The sequence below is a fragment of the Draconibacterium mangrovi genome, assembly GCF_010586825.1.
Taxonomy (GTDB): domain Bacteria; phylum Bacteroidota; class Bacteroidia; order Bacteroidales; family Prolixibacteraceae; genus Draconibacterium; species Draconibacterium mangrovi.
Genome location: NZ_JAAAGB010000002.1, coordinates 261,109 through 282,128 on the forward strand (window position 1 = coordinate 261,109; position 21,020 = coordinate 282,128).

The window sequence follows — 21,020 nt, forward strand, 5'->3', positions numbered from 1 at the left end:
CTTTTGTATGGATTTAATTCTAAAGTATTTTCCTCACTTAACCGAAACCCAAATTGAACAGTTTAAACAATTGGAACCGTTGTATGCCGATTGGAATGCACAGATTAATGTGATCTCCAGAAAAGATTTTTCTGAATTTTACGAGCGTCATGTGTTGCATTCGTTAGGTATCGCCAAGTTTATTCGCTTCAACGATAAAACGAAAGTATTGGATGTGGGAACGGGTGGTGGTTTTCCCGGAATTCCGCTGGCCATTCTTTTTCCTGAGGTGCAGTTTCACCTGGTTGATTCGATTGGGAAGAAGATAAAAGTGGTAAACGGAGTTGCCCAATCGCTGGGATTAAAAAATGTGCGTGCCGATCAGGTTCGTGCTGAAGAATTAAAAGAAAAGTACGATTTTGTAGTGAGTCGCGCTGTTACACGTTTGCCCGATTTTGTAAAGTGGATTAGAACAAACATCTCGAAGAAACAACAAAATGCGCTGCCCAACGGAGTAATTTATTTAAAAGGCGGTGATCTTACTGCAGAGGTAAAACCTTTCGGAAAACGAATATTTCTACAAGATTTGTCGCAATATTTCGAAGAACCTTTTTTCGAAACAAAGAAAGTATTGCATCTTCCATTATAAAAAGATTATAATAAAAAGAAAGCCGGTTTGATTCTACAAGCCGGCTTTCTTTCTATTTATCCTTAATCAATAATCTTTTATTCTTTCTACATGTACTCGTCGCCAAATGAGACACCCATTTTCCGTGCTTTTTCAATTAGTCCTAAATTCGGTTCAACCAATCTCAATTTGCCACCAACCTCCTCTAGCGGTACGGTTGTTAAATCGTTATTTTTTACAGCGACCATGGTTCCAAAATTTTCGTTGGCAATACATTGGGCTGCAAAAGCTCCGTAGCGAGTGGCCAAAATCCGGTCCATTGGAGTTGGTGAGCCACCGCGCTGAATGTAACCTAAAACCGTTTCGCGTGTTTCAATGCCGGTGTAGGTTTGAATAGCCTGTGCAATATGTGTTGCTGCTGAAACTTCTTTCGGATGATCGATTCCTTCGGCAACTACAACAATTGAGTACGGTTTGTTGCTCTCGAAACGGCTTTCAATTTTTTTGCAAACCGAGCGGATGTTGTACTCCAGTTCTGGAAGCAAAATAATGTCGCCACCACCCGCCAGTCCTGAATACAATGCCAGCCAACCGGCGTGGTGTCCCATAATTTCAATGATCATTACACGCTGGTGCGAGTTAGCTGTGGTGTGCAATCGGTCGATGGCATCGGTGGCAATTTGCACTGCCGAATCGAAACCGAAAGTTACATCGGTACCCCAAACATCGTTATCAATGGTTTTCGGGATTCCAACCACATTCATCCCTTCCTGTGCCAAAAGGCTTGCGGTTTTCATGGTTCCGTTACCACCTATACAAACTAAAGCATCTAGGCCCAGTTTTTTATAGTTCTTCATTATTTTGTGTGGTTTGTCCTCTGCATCTTTTCCGTTTTTATTCCCTTTGTAGGGCTTTTCGCGCGAGGTTCCAAGAATGGTTCCGCCAAGCGTAAGAATGCCCGAGAGTGCCGATTCTTTCAACTCGATGTAATCGCCGTTTATTAAACCTGAGTAGCCGGCATTAAAGCCCAGCACCTCCATTCCGTATTCAACTATCGCTGTTTTTCCAACGCCTCTGATTGCTGCATTCAGTCCCGGGCAATCGCCCCCTGCAGTCAAAATACCAATCCTTTTTGGCTTTGCTGAAGTACTCATAGTATTTAATTTTATTTGAAGTTGATTAAAGCTAATCTGAAAAACTGCAAGTAAACTGTCTACCGCAGGCAGGCATCTTGATATCATTGGCTTCAGCTAATTTTTCTTACGTCCGTCCGTTGACGGATGAGAAAAATGGAGCTTCGCCACTGAAAATCAATATGTCACTCTCGAAATTCCTGATTAACTTAAAACAACTTCTTCCTGTATTTTATAATTATCTACCGAATTTACAAAAGAACTTTATAAAACCGACGTTAAAAGCCCGTTAAATACAGTATTTCATGATTTCTTTTTTAGCCGTGGAAAAATAACGTTCTAACTATTTTTGTACATTCGCACGTCGTTTGAAAAAATGGCATTTTAATCTTTAACCAATTAAATGTAATAGAAATGAGAAAGTTTTTTTCACTTTTAATGGCTACTGCCTTTGTGTTTTCTATCTCGTGTAAGAGTACAAAAACAGGAGGTTCGGCCGGTTTAAACCAATTAACAAAAAAAGAAAAAGAAGAAGGTTGGGTATTGCTTTTTGATGGCAAAACCAGCGAAGGATGGCGTGGTAACAACAAAGACCATTTTCCAACAGGATGGCAAATTGTTGACGGAACTTTACACTGTAAAAAATCAGGTCAGGGCGAAGCCGGATCGCGTGATGGTGGCGATATTATCACTACCAAAGAGTATTCTAATTTTCATTTGAAACTGGAATGGAAACTTGCTGAAGGTGGTAACTCAGGTATTTTCTATTTAGGAAAAGAGCACGAAGGATGGCCAATTTATAAAACGGCTCCTGAAATGCAGGTGTTAGACAATGAGCGTCACCCTGATGCATTGTTAGGAAAAGATGGTAACCGCAAAGCCGGTTCGTTATACGACCTGATTCCTGCAAAACCACAAAATGCAAAACCTGCCGGCGAATGGAATACGGTTGAAATTATTTGCTACAAAGGTACTGTAGTGCATAAGCAAAATGGCGAAACTGTTGTTGAGTACCACCTGTGGACTGATGACTGGAAAGAACTGGTAGCCGGATCGAAATTCCCGGGATTAAATCCTGACTGGGCAAACGTTGCCAAAGAAGGTGTTATTGCTTTGCAAGACCACGGCGACGATGTTTGGTTTCGCAACATCAAAATTAAAGAAATGAATTATTAAGCTTTTAAGCTGATAACGATAGGCCCGGTAGTTTTTCTGCCGGGCTTTTTTCTGAAAGTCTCTTAAAAACCAATAGCAATATCTGGTTCAAAATCTATTGACTCACCCTGATTGTGCCTTCAACAACCCGTAGAGAGAATGAGGGAGAGTTAACTGAAAATTGGCACTACTTTCATTCCTTTTGGTAATTCCGGGAATATGAATGTTTTTTGTTTGCTGTTTTTATCGCTTTTTTCTTGAACGATGAAGTTTAACTGCAGTGTATTGTTTTAAAATTCATGTCAGGTAAAACAGAATACCCTTAGCCAACCTGTTTATTGCCGTAACGAAAATTGACGTCCCTCCGGCGACGCAATTACCAGCCAGTAGCAAAAGCTCTGCCTTCCGGTAACACTGTTTTCTACCTAATTAAAAACCCGTGCAGCTCGGCAGTTGCCATGGCTACCCCGCCTAATAAATTGGAGGTACAAGCAAAAGCATTTGCTACCCCCACTAAAAACTTTGGGAAGCCCAAAAGCACGTTTGCTAACTTGTCGAAAAACTTCGTGAAGCCAGAAAACACCTTTGCTACCCCGCCGCAAAAGTTCGGGAAGTGAATAAATGTGTTTGTTCTTGTGCCGCAAAAGTTTGGGAAGCAAGAAATACCATTGCCCAAAGCGGCTCTGCAATGCCTGCCGACAGCCCCTGCCTACTGTTAACTTTCTTACTCCGGATTATAACCCGAATCGTTCAAAATCTGCTGAAAATCGTAATTGGCCATCAACTCGGGCACGGTTACCTCAGGGTGTTTTTTCATGTATTGCCGAACAATCTGCCAGCCAATCCATACGCCGGTTCTTCCGGGCGAGTCGAGCGGAAAACCACTGGTTGACGGTGCCGGGTTAATGTAGCGGATAATATCCATACGTTTGCTGGTGTACAACATTTCGTGCTCAATAAGGTAAGTCCACATTTGCGGTTCGTTCATATGGCACCACTCCAGTTGTTGTGTGGTGTAGCCAATTTTCAGCGAGTCTTCCATATCGGGCAACATGGCGTCAACCAGGTACATCAGTTTCCCCTTTTCAACCATTTTGCCCAGCAGGTTGGTAGCGCGGTCTTCGTGCTCAAACTCGGTAATTGCCCAGGCAAAAGCCACGTCCGACAAAATCTTGTCTTTGTGCATGTTTTGTACTTTATACTGAGGCGTAGTTTGTAATTGCTCGTAAAACTTACAATCACGCCCCAGGTATTTGTCGAGGCTTATTCCGATAATATTTTCGGCCGTAACAACCGATTGATTAAATCCCGAAATATAAGTGTAAATCGTCGGCAGTTCTTTCTCCGGGAAATGGTAGCTGTAATACTTAAATGCTTTTGTCAGGCCTTTCTCAAGTTTTGTGAGGTTGGGGAACACCGAGTCGGTTTTTAGTTTTACGTCCTGAATAAGCGAGTCGTTTAAAAACAGGCTTATCATTGCTGCAAAATCTTCGTCGCCAATTCCACCCACCTGAATAACGCGATAAGTGTACAAATTAAAAAAATCGGGGTAAGCGTTGCTCAGTTCCGTTATTGTTTCCAGCGTGTCTTTTCCTTCAAGGTTAAAAAGCTGCTCGCCAAACCGCACCACTTCAACCTCTTTCTCAACATCAGAAATATTTACTTTTAAGGGATTTCGTTTACATGAAAAGAAAATCAGGGCAATAACGCCCATAAAAACCACTGCTTTTATCCACTTCATTTTACAAGAAATTTAAATCATTACGCTTACACTTCTTATTTATTGCAAAACTGAACTAAAAATTGGAGATTTGCAATCGTCATTCTATTTAAACAAACTTCGGATTTCGCACTTCGGTCTTCCGGCTAATATAGAAAAATGAAAGTTGCACTGGCACAGTTAAATTATACCATCGGCGATTTTGAAGGAAATGCGTCGAAGATTATTGCAGAGATCAACCGCCTGAAACAAGCGAACGTTGATCTGGTTGTTTTTTCCGAATTGTCGGTAACCGGTTATTACCCGCACGATTTGCTGGAGAAAAAGGAGTTTATTGCAAAAGCCGATGATGCTGTTGCCGAAATAGCAAAGCACTGCCACGGAATTGCAGCGTTGGTTGGTGCACCGCGTATTAACCAGCACGAACGTGGTAAAACACTTTTTAATTCGGCACTGTTTCTGGCCGATGGCGAAATTAAAAGCAGCCACAACAAAACGCTGCTGCCTACCTACGATATTTTTGATGAGTACCGCCACTTTGAGCCGAACCGTGAGTTTAGCCTGGTAGAATACAAAGGCGAAAAGATTGCTGTTACCATTTGTGAAGACCTGTGGGACGAGCAACCAACGGCCAACGAGTTTGGCAAAGACAAGCTTTACTCAATATCGCCAATGGAGGAGCTGGCGAAGCTAAAACCCGATTTTGTGGTCAACCTTTCTGCATCACCATTTTCGTATAACCAGGAAGGCTGGCGAAAGAATGTATTGATAACAAAAGCAAAAAAATACGGCATCCCAATTTTGTATTGTAACCAGGTGGGTGCACAAACCGAATTGGTTTTTGATGGCGGATCGGTGTACATCGATGCCACCGGCGAGATTGTAAAAGAGCTGAAATATTTTGAGGAAGATTGCCTCGTGCTCGATACTAAATCGCTGGGCGAAAAAGCGCTGCAACCAAAAGTTGATTACATCGAAAAAATACACGATGCACTGGTACTGGGCATTCGCGACTATTTTAAAAAGATGGGCTTTAAGCAGGCTACGCTGGGTTTGTCGGGCGGAATTGACTCGGCAGTAACAGTGGTACTAGCTGTTCGTGCTTTGGGTGCCGAAAATGTGCGCGTGTTGTTAATGCCATCAAAATATTCGTCGGACCACAGTGTGAATGATGCTCGCGAACTGGCTGAAAACCTCGGAATTCGTTACGATGTAGTGAATATTCAATCGGCAGTCGATCAGTTTGAGTCGGCACTCTCGTCAATCTTCGAAGGTCGCTCGCCCGATGTTACCGAAGAAAATATTCAGGCCCGTGCGCGCGGAATTTATATGATGGCGATTTCGAATAAATTTGGCCATATTCTGTTAAACACAACAAACAAAAGCGAATGTGCTGTTGGTTACGGTACACTGTACGGCGACATGAATGGCGGCCTGGCTGTGCTTGGCGATGTTTACAAACTGGATGTGTTTAAACTGTCGCGGTTTATGAATAAGGATGGTGAGATAATTCCGGAGAATACCATTGTTAAACCTCCGTCAGCAGAGTTACGCCCCGATCAGAAAGATACCGATTCGTTGCCTGAATACGAAGAACTGGACGATATGCTTTTCAACTACATTGAACTGAATAAATCACCAAAAGAAATCGCTGCCTTGGGCTATGACGAGGCAGTGGTTCGAAGAGTGATAAGAATGGTGAACATGAATGAATATAAACGTTTTCAGGCAGCTCCGATTTTAAGAGTAAGTTCAAAAGCTTTTGGCTTCGGACGAAAAATGCCGCTGGTTGCCCGTTACTAGCCATGTGAATTTTTTATCAACCGTTTTCAGCCCAATTGTTGATGATATTATTCCGTTTTGAGGTAAAATAAACGTTAAAAAAGAATCAATTTTAACAATTTTTTTTAGCTTTGATGCTGTAAAACATACAGACGGGTATATGTTAAATTCAGATATTGGACTTCGAGACCTGGTTGACAATCAGAAATCAATTTTTTATTTGTTGGGGCAGGAAGATAAAGACGACTTGCAACACCATATTTCTCTTTCGCAGTACAAAAAGAATGAATTTATTTACAAAGAAGGAGATAAGCCGAATGGATTTTTGGTTTTGATTGACGGAAAGGTTAAGATTTTTAAAGAAGGAGTGGGCGGTAGAGAGCAGATTATTCGTATGACAAAACCGCTTGGATTGATCGGTTATCGTGCTTTACTTGCCGAGGAAACACACAACGGTTCGGCGGTAACACTTGAAGAGTCGCTCGTTTGTACCATCGATCCTGATTTCATTTTTGAACGCGCCTTAAAAAACCCTGATTTTTCATTTAAGATTATCAGTAAACTTTCGAAAGAACTGGGTTTCTCCAATGCCCGAACTGTAACTTTAACACAAAAACATATCCGTGGTCGTTTGGCCGAATCGCTGATTCTTTTGAAAGATAAATATGGTTTCGAAAACGACGGAACAACATTAAAAGCATTCTTATCGCGCGAGGATATTGCTAACCTCTCTAATATGACCACATCAAATGCCATTCGTACATTATCAACTTTTGCCAACGAAAAAGTAATTGCTATCGATGGCAGAAAGATTCGGATTTTGGATACCACCCGCCTGGAGCGTATCAGTAAATTAGGTTAACAGTTTTTATAAAAATATTGCGAGTGCCACTTGAGAAATCAGGTGGCATTTTTTTATTCCTGTAAATACACCCGTTTCACGCGCTGTGAAATGCCTGTTAAAATCTCATATGGAATAGTTTCAAGTAGCTGGGCCACCTTTGAAATGGAAATATTTGGCCCAAAAATTTCAACCTTGTCGCCCGGATTAACTTCCAGGTTGGTAACGTCGAGCATCAGCATGTCCATACATATATTTCCGATTATTCTTGCTTCTTGTCCGTTAACAAAAGCACTGCCTAAACCGTTGCCCAGTCGGCGGTTTATTCCGTCGGCATAACCCATTGGAACAACGGCTACCCGGCTTTGTTGCTTAATTTTTCCTTTTCGGTTGTACCCAACAGTTTCGTTTGTGTTTACGGTTTTAACCTGCGATACTGTGGTTTTTAGGGTGCTGATTTGTTGTAACGCTAATCCGGTTTGCGAAATGCCGTAAAGCCCAATTCCCAGCCGCACCATATTCATTTGCTGATCGGGAAAACGTTCAATACCGGCCGAGTTTAAAATGTGTTTGTCGATTTTATAGTCAAAGGCATTTTCAATCTGCGCCGATAAATCTGCAAATCGCGTGAACTGTTCCTGGGTAAATTCATCAAGTTCCGGTTCGTCGCTTCCGGCAAGGTGTGAAAAAACAGACTTGACTTTTAGATGCTTATTGGTTTTAATAAATGTAAGTACTTCTTCAACTTCTTTTTCCGTTTTCAGGCCAAGACGGTTCATGCCTGTGTCGATTTTTATGTGAATGGGGAAGTTGCTTAAACCAAATTCTTCCAAAGCCTTTACAAATTCTTGTAATAATTGGAAGCTGTAGATATTTGGTTCCAGGTTAAAATCAATAATATTCTGAAAACTGTCGTGTTCGGGATTCATCACTACAATTGGAGTAATGATGCCTGCATTTCGCAGTTGAACACCTTCGTCGGCCACAGCAACTGCCAGGTAATCTACATTTTGGTGCTGCAAAAGTTGCGCAATTTCCACATCGCCGCTACCATACGAGAAAGCTTTTACCATTATCATTATTTTGGTTTCCGGGCGCAATAATTTTCTGAAAGTGTTAAGATTATGCACCAGCGCATTCAGGTTTATTTCAAGCACCGTTTGATGTGCTTTCTGTTGAAGTAGCGCTGATATTTTCTCCAGTTCAAATTGCCGCGCACCTTTTAATAAAATTGCCGACGATGAATAGTTGCTTCGCACAAAGCGTTTTTCAAACTCACTGCGATCGGTATAAAACTCACTTTCCAATTGAAAAATATGCTGGTGTTGGTAAAGGTCTTTGCCGATTCCGGTGAGTTTGTTAATTCCCCATTCCTGTAAAAGCTGGTTTACCTTCGAATAAAGTTCTGTCGTTTCAATACCTGTTTGCTGAATATCAGATAAAATTACATGCTTAAACAAATGGCTTTTGGCTGCTTGTTGTTTCAGCACCGACAGCGCAATACTCAGCGAATTCAAATCCGAATTGTAATAGTCGTTAATAAGCAAACAATTGTTTATTCCCTGTTTAATTTCGAGGCGCATAGCCACCGGTTGCAGCTTACTGAATTGCGTTAGAAAATCTGTTGGGTCTTTCTTCAAAGCAATTAGCGTAGCAAAACAATGGCAGGCATTTTCAAGTGCTGAATCATCAGTGAATGGAATTGAAAATGAATAATAATTATTGTTTATTCTTACCTCAATTTCAGTACAAGTCGATTTAATTTTGCTTTTAAACAAAATAGCCGCATTGTCGTTTTTCAACGACCAGTTTATGGGATCAATATTGTTTTGCGAACAAAACTCTGTGATGTTTTTTGAGTAGAAGCGATCTGACCGAAATACCAGTTTTTTTGCGCCTGTAAAAAGTTTTAATTTCTCGAGCAGTTTCTCCTCAAGCGAGTGAAAATTTTCCTGGTGAGCATCACCAATGTTGGTCAGTATTCCAATGTCGGGCCGAACGATTGGCGCAAGTTTTTGCATTTCACCGGGCTCCGAGATTCCTGCTTCTAACAGGGCAAGATCGTATTGCTCATCAATTAACAATGCCGATAAGGGAACACCTACCTGAGAGTTGTAGCTTTTCGGGCTTCGTATAATCTTCAACTCTGCAGAAAGGAGATCGTACAACCACTCTTTAATAATGGTTTTTCCGTTGCTGCCTGTAATCCCAATAACAAGCTTCGAAAACTGTTCTCGGTTATAAGCGGCTAGTTGCTGAAGTGCAAAACCGGTGTCCTCAACCAAAATGTAGTTGGCATGGTCATCAATAAAATTTTTGTCGGAAACGATAAATAGCTGCACACCTTTTTTACGAAGTTGGGCGATGTAATTATGTCCGTTAAAAACGGGGCCTGTTAAGGCAAAAAAGGTAACGTGTGATCCGCCGAAGAAAGTCCTGCTGTTGGTAATGATTTCTGAAACAGTAAAATCCTGAAATGATGAGGAAGCGAAAAACTCACCATTTACTACGGCGTTTATTTGTTTTGCCGTCAGGTTGATCATTATTCCTTATGTGCTTTGTTGTAACAGCGTCGGCAAAGTGGTTCGTAAATATCTTTTTCGCCCAGCAGAACCACTTGCTCTTTTTCCGAAAGGCGATGAGAGAATTGTGCGATGCTCCCGCACCGAACGCAAATAGCATGTACTTTGGTAATGTAATCTGCAACGGCCATCAGTCCTGGAATCGGGCCAAAAGGTTCGCCTTTAAAATCCATATCCAGACCAGCCACAATTACGCGAATACCCATATTGGCCAACTGGTTTACCACATTTATCAGGCCTTTGTCGAAAAACTGTGCTTCATCAATTCCAATTACATCAACATCTCCGGCCAGCAATAAAATATTGGCCGAGTTTTCAACCGGAGTTGAGTGGATGGCATTTTCATCGTGCGAAACCACCTCCGTTTCCGAGTAACGAACATCAACCATCGGCTTGAAAATCTCCACTTTTTGTTTGGCAATTTTAGCACGTTTCAGCCGCCTTATCAATTCTTCGGTCTTTCCCGAAAACATCGACCCGGCAACAACTTCAATGGTGCCAACTTTTTTATGGCTGTTTATATCTCTTTCAATAAACATTTAACGTCACTCTTTTTGGTAATACTATTCTTACAGGGTATTTTTATTTACTACTTTTACAAAAATAAAATTTACAGGCTTGTTTGGGCACTGTAAAGCTCGATTAATTTACCAACATCACGTTAAAAGCTTGGATGAATGGACAATAAAAAGTTATTTAAATTTCTGCTAAAAGATATTTCGGAGATAGAAGAATTGTTTGCCGAAAAAGGTACAGAAGGATTCGATGAATTGGAATTGGAATTTATCCGCACTCGTTTTAGTGGTGCAAAACATATCATTCAGCTGTTGAGCGAAAAGGATGTGCCCGCACAAAGAGTTCTGGTGTCAGCACCTGTAGCAACAAAAGTGTATGCAGAACCGGAGGCTGTGGAGACGAAAAGTCCAGTGGAGCCACAAGCTACTCTTTCTACTGAAGAAAAGGAAAGTTTGGCAGCTTTGTCGGATTTTGAGCAGGAGTTAAAGAGCGAAGAAACCAAGCCGGAGAGGGTTGTGAACAAAGAGGAATTTGATTTGCCTGAAGTGGTGTTTGAAGCGGACGAAGAAAATTCAGATGTTGAAGAGGAAACGGTCGTTGCAGAAGAAGAAGAGGATAGTGTTTCTGAAGTAGAAGAAGAAACTCCCGAAGAAGAAACAAAAGAAGAGCCTGTAAGCGGAATAGAGCCTCAGCAAATAAAGGAGCCGGAAAATGAACCGGAGCCTGTTATGACAACTAACAGGATTGGCGATCGTGTTATTACCGAAAAGTCGGTTAACGATTTGCTTAGCGGCAATGGTGATAAAAAGCTGGAATATAAAATATCGAACAGCCCTGTAAAAAGTATTCAGGCTGCTATTGGAATAAACGACCGCTATCAATACATCCGCGAGTTGTTTGACGGCAGTGCCGACAGCTTTGCAAAAACGGTTGTCGATCTCGATAAATTAGGCAACATTCAGGAAGCGGTTTCTTATTTGCAGGAGAACTTTAAGTGGAAAAAGAACGAAACCAGCCTAAAATTTGTAAACCTTGTAAAGCGCCGGTTCCCAAATGGATAACGAAGCAAAATTAATACTCGTTCCAACGCCCATTGGAAATCTGCAGGATATCACGCTGCGGGCAGTTGAAGTTTTAAAAGCGGCCGATATTATTTTGGCGGAAGATACACGCGTGTCGTCAAAACTTTTAAAATACCTTGAGATAGATAAGAAGCTGGTTGCACATCATAAGTTTAACGAGCACAAAACCACGGGGGCAATCGTTTCAAAAATTGAGCAGGGAAATACGGTGGCTTTAATTTCGGATGCCGGAACACCTGCCATTTCCGATCCGGGGTTTCTGTTGGTACGGGCTTGTGTGGAAAAAAACGTGAAAGTGGAATGTTTACCCGGAGCAACGGCATTAATTCCGGCATTGGCGGTTTCGGGTTTGCCAACCGATAAATTTATTTTCGAAGGATTTTTACCTCAGAAAAAAGGCCGTCAGACCCGTTTGAAGATTCTTGCCGAAGAATCGCGAACCATTGTTCTTTACGAATCGCCCTATCGTTTGGTAAAAGCGCTGGGACAGTTTGCCGAATTTTTTGGCCCCGAAAGAAAAGCCTGCGTTTGCCGCGAGCTTAGTAAAATGTTCGAAGAAGTGAAGCGGGGAACTGTAAATGAGCTACAAGCATACTATTCGGAACATACTCCAAAAGGCGAAATAGTGATCGTTGTTGAAGGAAAACAAAATTGACAAACGCGGTTTGTTAACAAAAAAATAGTTATACCTTTAGCTTTTCCAAACGGTTACTGTGCTGTCATTCTATGAAAAATTACATATTCTGCTTTTGCGTTTTATGGTTCATTTTCGGATATGGAAGCTCGGCTTTTGCTCAGCTTGATATATCAGGAAGGGTGTATGATGACAGATCTGGAGGAGTACTTAGTAATGTTGAAATCAGTGTTTTAAACACATCAATAAAAACTGATACAGATAACAGCGGCTTTTTCTACTTACTTGATAACAATATTACTTTGCCGTGTACAATCAAGTTTTCAATTGATGGCTACCATCCCTTTCAATACATTGTTGAAAAGAATAATAAAGGGATCGATTTTGAACTTAAGAAAATAATAGCCAAAGAGGAACATGTTGAGGTTATTCAGGAGACTGACAATGGAGCTCTTGTTCAGGCCGGTATCAGGATTTATTTAGATTTGAAAGGACAGGTTTACGATAAAAATTCCAACTCTCCGCTTCCCGGAGCCAATGTTGTAATCAAGAATTCTACAGTTGGAGCACCAACCGACAGTAAAGGACTTTTTTATTTACGATCGGAAGCTGAATTTCCTTGCACCTTGAGAGTGTCGATGGTTGGGTATAGAACTCAGGAAATACAACTCACACGAAATCATAAAATCCTTGACTTTTATCTTTCTGAAGAATCGATTTTAGGCGAAGAAGTTACAGTGAGAGGTTATGAAATTGAAGTGGAACAGCGTAATTTCAGGCAGATAATTTCCATGGAAAAGATGGATGCACTTACCTTACGCGAAACAGCTTCAGCCAATTTTTACCAGGCACTTAGCAATTTGAAAGGTGTTGATGTGGTAATGCAAAGTATGAATTTTATGACCGTTAATGCCCGTGGATTTAATTCTACCGAAAATACACGGTTTGTTCAGGTGGTTGACGGGATGGATAATATGGCACCGGGTATGAACTTTCCGATTGGAAACATTGCCGGATTGAGTGAGCTCGACGTTGAGTCTATCGAATTTATTCCCGGTCCGTCGGAAGTAAGGTATGGAGGAAATGCCCTGAACGGCATTTTAATAATGAATGGTAAAGATCCTTTTGAATACCAGGGGATGAGTTTGTTGGTAAAGCCCGGAATTAGCGATATTGTTCCCGGCAACGATTATGCGTTTCAGTTTTCGGGTAAACCACAAATTGAGGTTGGTATGCGAATTGCCAAAGCCTTGGGCGAGCGGTTTGCCTTTAAAATCAATGCTTCTTATTCAAAAGGAACCGATTGGTATGCCAATGACACCACTAATATTCGTCCGGGAAATATAAAATGGGAACACGATCCGGGGCACGATGCTATTAACAAATACGGCGACGAAGTTACGGCTGAATTACCATTGGAAAGAAATCAAGGAAATAAGATTGTTTCGCGCACCGGCTATCTCGACCAGTATTTGGTTGACAACAAACTGGAGAATCTGAAAATGAGTGGTTCGCTCCATTATAAAATTACTCCCGATATAAGAGCTATATTGCACGGTAATTTTGGTCAGGCATCAACGGTTTATACCGGCGATAACCGAACATCCTTATCCGATTTTAAAATTTATCAGGGAAAAGCAGAACTCAGTGGGGCGCATTTTTTAGTTCGTGGTTACTCGTCATTTCAAGATGCCGGTAACTCTTACGATGCCAAATTTCTAGCTGTCCATCTCAACGAATTATCAAAAAGCGATGAAGATTGGTTTCACGATTATTACAATGCCTACAAAGGATCGTACCGCTTTTTAGGGGTTCAGTCGGCGAATCATCTCGAAGCGCGCGAATATGCCGACCGTGGCCGCCTTACGCCGGGATCACCGGAGTTTGATAAGGCCAAAAATGAAATAATTTCAAGTAATGATTTCAGAAATGGCGCGGGTATTTACAACTCTTCAGCTTTGTATCACGCCGATCTTAATTTCGACTTAAAAAAATATATTCGTTTTGCCGATTTTTCTTTTGGGGCAAATTACCGTTTTTACGATCTTAACTCAAAAGGTTCGATTTTCCCCGATACGCTGGGGAATAATATTACATTATACGAATATGGCGGATTTGCCGAAGTACAAAAAAGTTCCGATGATGAAAGATTTAACTTAAAAACGTCGGTTAGGTATGATAAAAGCGAAAACTTTAATGGGCATTTTTCGCCACGCTTTTCAACCTTGTTCAATATAAACGAAACCAACAATGTGCGGTTTTCTGTGCTCACCGGTTTTCGCAATCCTGGAGTAAAAGAGCAGTTTATTAATAAGGATCTGGGTACTGCCAGATATTTGGGCGGATTGAGCCAAATTCGGGATTCATACGATATTCCCGAAAATAGTATTTATCTGAGTACGGTTAATGAATTTTCTGAAGCCGTTTCAGTCGATATGGTTTCTAACGAGAATCAGTATGGTTACAATCAGGCGGTTCTGAAAAATCTCGATATTCTGGAAGGTGGAATTGTTTCGGATGATGATATTGACGGTTTTGAGCCCGAGCGGGTTTTTACTTTCGAGTTGGGGTATAAAACCAAAATTGCGAATACGTTATTCCTTGATGCCGTTTATTACAATTCATTGTATAAAAATTTCGTCGGAATATCGAAAGTGGTGAAGCCTAAAACAAGCCTGCAGGTGGATATGTTTACTGCTGCCACTCAGCTTAACAACTCTGCTCAAAATGATGTTTTTTACTTAAATGTCAACTCGCGAAGTAAGATTAACGTGCAGGGAGTTTCGTTGGGCTATAAATGGCTGGCACCGATGGGAGCAATTTTCTCAGGGAATATGACATGGACCAATATCAGTACCGAACAGTACGATCCGGTGGCACCGGGATTTAATACGCCTGGATTCAAATCGAACCTTTCGGTGCAAAACCGTAAAATGGACCAGATGGAAAATAATCCGGGTTTTAGGAATGTGGGTTTTAAAGTTACCTGGCGCTATCAAAACCGCTATTACTGGGAGAGTACATTTGGTGATGGATGGATTGAACCGGTAAGTACGCTCGATATTCAGTTCTCGGTAAATATGGATTCACCAAAGTCGCTGCTAAAGTTTGGAGCATCTAACCTACTCAATAATAAATTTGCCTATTCGTTTGGTGGAGCAAACGTGGGGGTAATGTTTTATGTGTCGTATGTAATTGATGATGTTTTTAGTATTTTATGAAGAATCGAAGAACATATCTGGTATTTCTTATCTGTCTGATCTGGACGGGTTGTTCTTATGAATTTCCTGAAGAAACAATTCCCAGGACTGAAGATTTGGGAGATATAAATCCACAAAACATTTTGGTAATCGGTGACGGATTTTTAGGCGGTTTTATGGATGGTGCATTATACGATAACGGGCAAGTTAATTCGGTTGGTAAAATGCTAAGCAGGCAAATCAACCTTATCGATACTGTTCCGTTCAATCAGGCCGGTATTAATTCAGAAACCGGCTACAATGTTTATGTATCGCAAATCAATAATTTGTATGGAAAATGGTTTTATCGTTTTGAAAACCAAACCAGCGAAAATCCACAATTTGTTTTAAAACCCGGTGAGGAAATAAAAGCATACAGCGGCGATAAAACCGTTCTTAATGATTTAACCGTTCCACTTTTGGCGGTAAAAGATTTAAGTGATGCTGATTTTACTTCGAATCAGTTTTTGTCGAGGGTTTATGCCGAAAATAATACAAATCTTATTGAACAAATTGGTGAAAAATCACCATCACTGGTTTTCTTATGGATTGGAATGAACGATGTATTGAACTATGCGATTAATGGTGCAACACAATCCGGCGAATTAACAGAAGAGAATGTGTTCAAAACCAATTTTCAACAATTAATTCAGTCGATAATTTCGAATAGTGATGCAAAGATTGTTGTTGGTGATTTAATTTCGATAAGTAATTTCCCGTATTTTTATCACCGTCCGTACAATTCCATCTTTCTTGATAACAAAGAAATGGCTGCTGCTTCTGCACGTTACGCTGCATTTAATTTAGCCGTGGCAGAGCACAATCGAAATGCTTCTCCCGAGAACCAGCGGCCTTTTGTTGATTTTGTGGAAAACGGTTCGAATCTTGCTCCGCAGAAATTTGTTGTAGAAGATAATTCGCTAAGTTCGGCTTTCTACTCAGATGGCACGCCGTTGGAAAAATATCGCCAGGTAACAGAAAATGAATATGTATTTTATTTGCTCACAGAAGATAGCACTGATGAGGGGCTGGGTACTATTGTTCCGCTTAGCGAAGATTGGTATTTGTCTGAAGAAAGTATTAAGCTGATTGAGAACACCACTGACACTTTTAATGACATTATACGCGAAGTGGTAAATAGGCACTCGGAAAGAATGGTGTTGGTTCCTTTTCACGACGAAATTCATGCCGTTGCGGAAACAGGAAAAAAGGATGCCTGGGGTGAACCATTAAACGATGAGATAATTTATTTCGATGGGCTTCCGGTTGAAGGCACCTTGAGGTTAAACGGAGTTTACTCGCTCGACGGTTTGCACTTTAATCAAAGAGGAAATGCTTATCTCGCCAATTTTATCATCCGGCAAATGAACAGTGAATTAAATTCAAATCTTCAAAGCATTAATATTAACTCGTTTGTAGGAAATGCCTTTTCGGAGTAATACATTTGCCTTATAACTTTTAACCGATTTGAGGTGAAGAAAAATTACACACACATATTTTTCGATTTAGATAATACGCTTTGGGATTTTAAAACAAATGGACGCGAGGCCTTGCGTATTACCTATCATAAGTATAATCTCGATCGGTTTGAACTGACTTTCGATACCTTTTACGAAGAGTATTCAAAAAACAATACTGAGCTCTGGATTGCTTATCGGAAAAAAGAAGTTTACAAGAGCGAATTAATTCGTCTGCGCTTTCAGAAAACATTCGATTCTTTGGAGATTGATGGTATCGATCCGGAAGAAATGAACGCAGTTTATTTGCACGAAATGTCGCTACAGTCTGCTTTACTTGGTGGCGCAATACCTTTATTAGACTATCTTAAAAGTAAAAAATATAAATTATTCATTATCACAAACGGATTCAGGGAGGTACAACACAAAAAGTTGCAACACACTGGCCTGGTTTCGTACTTCGACAAAGTTTTTATCTCTGAAGACATCAAAGTTCCAAAACCGGGACGGGAAATTTTTGAGTATGCCATAAAATCATCGAATGCAAAAAAGTCGAAAAGCATCATGATTGGCGACGACTGGGATGTTGATATTCTGGGGGCATTAAATTTTGGTATTGATGTGGTTTATGTTGGCGATAAGCAACCCTTAAAAACTGAGACGAAACATATTGTTAAAAAGGTTATCAGTCTTGGTGAAATTGCAGATTTGCTTTAAAAACGAACATAAGTATCGAAATATAAACTTCCAATTTTACTTAAAATCATTCTAAAATAGCTCGAAAAGAGAAAATTATTCTAAGCAAAAGATTTATTAGTATGACGACTTTTAAATAGGATGGTTGGTAGTGAAAAGCCTGTATTTGCTTTATTTGTCAATATAAAATGAGATATATCAGGAATTGGTATAAATGTATTTTTGTTAAATAAATTGCTTTATTTACGGACGGATCCATGCAATATGTTTGGATTGTTTGGGAAAAATTAGCAATTTGCATACTGTTAACATATGTTAACACCTATTAAGGCGAAGGGAATAACATTCATATTGTTAATTTGGAGAAGATTTTTTTGGAGATTAATCCTGCAATGGAGGAGGTCTCAACCTTTGTACCGCTGTTTAATTGTTAATTTAATACTATTTCTATGAAAAAAATCATGCTGTTGATTGCAGTTGTGCTTTTTACAGGAGGGCAATTGCTATTTGCGCAAACCAAAGACATTTCCGGAGTAGTTACTAGTTCTGAAGATGGTTCTTCGGTTCCTGGCGCATCAATTTCGGTTGAGGGAACAACATTGGGAACAATTACCGACATTGACGGTAATTTTACATTGAAAATTCCTTCTGATTCAAAGAACTTGATTGTTTCTTTTATTGGTATGCGAACTGTTAAGGTGCCGATTGGAAACCAAGCAACTTTTAATGTAACCCTTGAGCCGGATGTGTTCGGTATTGATGAGGTTATTGTATCAGGGGTTTCGTCCGAAACACCTCGAAAAAAACTATCAGTTTCTGTTGGAAAGGTTGGCGAAAGTGAACTTAAAGAAGTTCCTGCTGCCTCTGCTGCCTCTGCGTTGCAAGGTAAAATGGCTGGTGTAACGGTTACCAGTTCAACTGGTGAACCAGGTTCCGGATCAACAATTTTGGTTCGTGGTGCCACCCAGATCTCGGGTAGCCAGGATCCATTAATTATTGTAGATGGAGTACAGATGGAAGGTACACTTGCCGATATTAACGTTGATGATGTGGAGTCGATTGAGGTGGTAAAAGGTGCTTCGGCATCGGCACTGTACGGCTCGCAGGCAGGTAACGGTGTTGTAGTTGTTACAACAAAACGTGGTAAAGGCCTGGCCAGTGGTGAGAGTGTTGTTACTTTTCGTAATGAGTATGGTATAAACCGTATTGCAAACAGCTACGACCTTTCTCAATCGCATGCTTTTGTTCTTGCTGATGATTGGCAAAGTATATCAAATTATACCAAGTATGCCGGCGTTACTTATCCTGCCGATTATCAGGGAGGTTACAGTAGCGAAATTAGCGGAGCTCCTATTTTGGCGGCAGACCATTATATGGATAACCCGTATGGATTGTACCGCGATCATCAGGAAGAGATGTATTCGGGAAGTGAATTCTATACCAACTATATTAGTATTCAGAATAATACAGGAAAAACAAACTTCCTGGCTTCGTTCGAGAACTATAAGCATGGTGGTATCCTGTTCGATACTGATGGTTATTCCAGAAATAGCTACAGGGTAAATATCGACCACCGCTTATCCGACAAAATTTCTGTTTCTACCAGTAATTTATTTGTTAGAGCAGAACAGAATTATCCAGGAGGTGACAGTAAATATAACGGTGGAGTATTTTTTAACTTATTGTTGACTTCTCCTGATGTTGATTTAATGGCACCAAATCCTGACGGACAGCCATATTCGTTTGTGCCCGATCCTTGGCAGGCAACTACAACAAACCCGTTGTACAACTTGTGGAAACAAGAAGATACTGAGGAGAGAGATCGTTTCTTAGGTAGTTATGCTTTGAATTACGACATTACTACCGATTTAAGATTTAAAGCAGAGTATTCGTTCGAAAATACATCAAGTATGAATACTTATTTTGCTCCTTACGACACGTATACAACAAGTAGTGGTGATCCAATTTATTCTGAAGGTCAGTACTACAAATACGCATCAAAATTATTTTCTGAAAGAGCTCAGGCAAACTTATTTTATTCAAAGAGAATCGGCGATATAAATGTTCGTGCGAAAGCAAGCTATTTGTATGAGAACGAAGAATTCCAAAGTTTTTCTTCAACAGGTAATGATTTTGGAGTAAAAGAGGTACCTAGTTTCGATGCGATAAAAGGAAATATTTCTTCCACTTCTTATCAGAGACAAATTGTAGCAAATAACATTTTTGGAATTTTGTATTTAGACTATAAGGATAAATACATCTTTGACGGTATGTACCGTTACGATGGTTCGTCGTTATTTGGAGAAAACGAAAGATGGCAGCCTTACTTCCGTTTGTCTGGAGCATGGAGGATTTCTGAAGACTTCCGGATTGACGGTATTCAGGAAATGAAACTGAGAGCAGCCTATGGTACTGCAGGTCAGCGCCCGGGATTTGCTGCTCAGTACGAGGTGATGTCGGTTAGCAATGGTATCGCTTCGAAGAATTTTAAAGGAAACAAAGATTTAAAACCATCGCATACCAGTGAGCTGGAAGTGGGTATGGATATTGACTTCTTGAACCGCTTTAGCTTTAGTGCAATTTATGCAACCGGAGAAACAACGGATCAGTTTCTTGAGGCTCCTCAGGCATCGTTTGCCAATGGTTGGAGAACGCAATGGGTGAATGCCGGTACATTGGAAGCCAAAACAATTGAGGCTTCGTTAAATGCAAAAATTGTTAAGTCGGGTGATTTCCGCTGGGAGGCAAATATTATTTTCGATCGTACTCGTACGAAAATTACCGAACTGAGTATTCCTCCATATCAAACCGGTCCTGAAGGGCAAGAGGCTAATAAAGCGTTCTACATTCGCGAAGGCGAAACGTTTGGTGTAATGTACGGAGCGCACTTCCTTAATTCAATGGATGAGCTTTCTCAGCAAATTGGATTTATGGGAGGGACAATGGACGACTATACTGTTAACAGCGATGGATATGTAATTGAGAAAGGAACTGAAGGAACAATTTACGAAGCACCAATAAAACAATTGGATGAAGAAGGAAAAATGGGATTCGTAAAAATTGGTGATTCAAACCCTGATTTTAAAATGGGTTTCTCTTCAACTTTTTCATACAAAGGTTTAACGCTTTATATGTTGTTCGACTGGAAACAGGGTGGCGACATTTACAACAAAACAGCACAGTGGCTTACCCGCGACGATCGTCATGGAATGATGGACCAGGCCGGAAAACCTGAAAATGAAAAGAAAGCTCTGGATTATTATAAAGCATTTTATGATGTTAATGACTTTAACGACTTCTGGATTGAGGACGGTACTTACGTAAAATTGCGCGAATTGTCACTTTCATACAATATGCCGGGTGGTGCACTGTCGGGCATTTCAAAGGGATTCCTGAAAGGAGCAAAACTTTCGTTAATAGGTCGAAATTTGTTGACTTTTACAAATTATACCGGTTTCGATCCAGAAGTTGGTACTACTAACGGAACGCAAATTTATGCTTACGACTTTATGGGGTATCCAAACTTTAGGTCATACTCTGCTTCTCTTGAATTGAAATTTTAAACATTAAAATGAA

The 21,020-nt window shown here is 40.5% G+C and carries 14 protein-coding genes; 10 read left to right on the forward strand and 4 right to left on the reverse strand.

Annotated features, from left to right (window positions below; translation table 11 throughout):
• The first annotated feature begins 7 nt into the window (after window positions 1-7).
• Entirely contained in the window at window positions 8-628 is a 621-nt protein-coding gene (gene rsmG / locus G4420_RS08110; protein WP_163323099.1) for a 16S rRNA (guanine(527)-N(7))-methyltransferase RsmG, read from the forward strand.
• Window positions 629-714: 86 nt separating this feature from the next.
• On the opposite strand, the gene G4420_RS08115 is transcribed toward rsmG, so the two are convergent.
• Window positions 715-1,761 (reverse strand): ATP-dependent 6-phosphofructokinase, encoded by a 1,047-nt coding sequence (locus tag G4420_RS08115; RefSeq protein ID WP_045032368.1) that lies wholly within the window; start codon window positions 1,759-1,761, stop codon window positions 715-717.
• A gap of 393 nt (window positions 1,762-2,154) precedes the next feature.
• On the opposite strand from G4420_RS08115, the gene G4420_RS08120 reads away from it, so the two are divergent.
• On the forward strand, window positions 2,155-2,916 hold the full coding sequence (locus G4420_RS08120) for a 3-keto-disaccharide hydrolase (RefSeq protein ID WP_163323100.1): 762 nt from the start codon (window positions 2,155-2,157) through the stop codon (window positions 2,914-2,916).
• Between the two features lie 703 nt (window positions 2,917-3,619).
• Here the strand turns inward: G4420_RS08120 and gldB are convergent.
• The gene (gene gldB / locus G4420_RS08125) at window positions 3,620-4,636 is read right to left on the reverse strand and encodes a gliding motility lipoprotein GldB (protein ID WP_163323101.1); all 1,017 of its coding nucleotides are present in this window, start codon (window positions 4,634-4,636) and stop codon (window positions 3,620-3,622) included.
• 138 nt (window positions 4,637-4,774) lie between these two features.
• Here gldB and G4420_RS08130 point away from each other — a divergent pair, with 138 nt between their 5' ends.
• Together G4420_RS08130 and G4420_RS08135 are read left to right on the forward strand one after the other, a co-directional pair.
• Window positions 4,775-6,418, forward strand: a complete 1,644-nt coding sequence (locus G4420_RS08130; protein WP_163323102.1) for an NAD+ synthase — start codon at window positions 4,775-4,777, stop codon at window positions 6,416-6,418.
• 139 nt (window positions 6,419-6,557) lie between these two features.
• A complete protein-coding gene (locus tag G4420_RS08135) occupies window positions 6,558-7,259 on the forward strand; it encodes a Crp/Fnr family transcriptional regulator (protein ID WP_045032375.1) in 702 nt (233 codons plus the stop codon).
• Between the two features lie 53 nt (window positions 7,260-7,312).
• On the opposite strand, the gene G4420_RS08140 is transcribed toward G4420_RS08135, so the two are convergent.
• Together G4420_RS08140 and G4420_RS08145 are read right to left on the reverse strand one after the other, a co-directional pair.
• Window positions 7,313-9,781, reverse strand: a complete 2,469-nt coding sequence (locus G4420_RS08140) for a bifunctional UDP-N-acetylmuramoyl-tripeptide:D-alanyl-D-alanine ligase/alanine racemase (RefSeq protein ID WP_163323103.1) — start codon at window positions 9,779-9,781, stop codon at window positions 7,313-7,315.
• Window positions 9,781-10,359: a thymidine kinase gene (locus G4420_RS08145; RefSeq protein ID WP_163323104.1), complete on the reverse strand. Its 579-nt coding sequence runs from the start codon at window positions 10,357-10,359 to the stop codon at window positions 9,781-9,783. The genes G4420_RS08140 and G4420_RS08145 overlap by 1 nt, the downstream gene beginning before the upstream one ends.
• Before the next feature lie 138 nt (window positions 10,360-10,497).
• On the opposite strand from G4420_RS08145, the gene G4420_RS08150 reads away from it, so the two are divergent.
• The 6 genes from G4420_RS08150 to G4420_RS08175 all read left to right on the forward strand — a co-directional run bounded on the left by G4420_RS08150 (window position 10,498) and on the right by G4420_RS08175 (window position 21,007).
• Window positions 10,498-11,397, forward strand: a complete 900-nt coding sequence (locus tag G4420_RS08150; protein ID WP_163323105.1) for a hypothetical protein — start codon at window positions 10,498-10,500, stop codon at window positions 11,395-11,397.
• Window positions 11,390-12,073 carry a 16S rRNA (cytidine(1402)-2'-O)-methyltransferase gene (rsmI, locus tag G4420_RS08155; protein WP_163323106.1) on the forward strand — a complete coding sequence of 228 codons (684 nt, stop codon included), beginning with the start codon at window positions 11,390-11,392 and terminating at the stop codon, window positions 12,071-12,073. Before G4420_RS08150 ends, rsmI begins: the two co-directional genes overlap by 8 nt.
• Before the next feature lie 71 nt (window positions 12,074-12,144).
• Entirely contained in the window at window positions 12,145-15,273 is a 3,129-nt protein-coding gene (locus G4420_RS08160; RefSeq protein WP_163323107.1) for a TonB-dependent receptor, read from the forward strand.
• Window positions 15,270-16,730 (forward strand): SGNH/GDSL hydrolase family protein, encoded by a 1,461-nt coding sequence (locus tag G4420_RS08165; protein WP_163323108.1) that lies wholly within the window; start codon window positions 15,270-15,272, stop codon window positions 16,728-16,730. Before G4420_RS08160 ends, G4420_RS08165 begins: the two co-directional genes overlap by 4 nt.
• A 33-nt stretch (window positions 16,731-16,763) precedes the next feature.
• On the forward strand, window positions 16,764-17,465 hold the full coding sequence (locus tag G4420_RS08170; protein ID WP_163323109.1) for a YjjG family noncanonical pyrimidine nucleotidase: 702 nt from the start codon (window positions 16,764-16,766) through the stop codon (window positions 17,463-17,465).
• A 428-nt stretch (window positions 17,466-17,893) separates the two neighbouring features.
• Entirely contained in the window at window positions 17,894-21,007 is a 3,114-nt protein-coding gene (locus tag G4420_RS08175) for a SusC/RagA family TonB-linked outer membrane protein (protein WP_163323110.1), read from the forward strand.
• The last annotated feature ends 13 nt before the right edge of the window (window positions 21,008-21,020 follow it).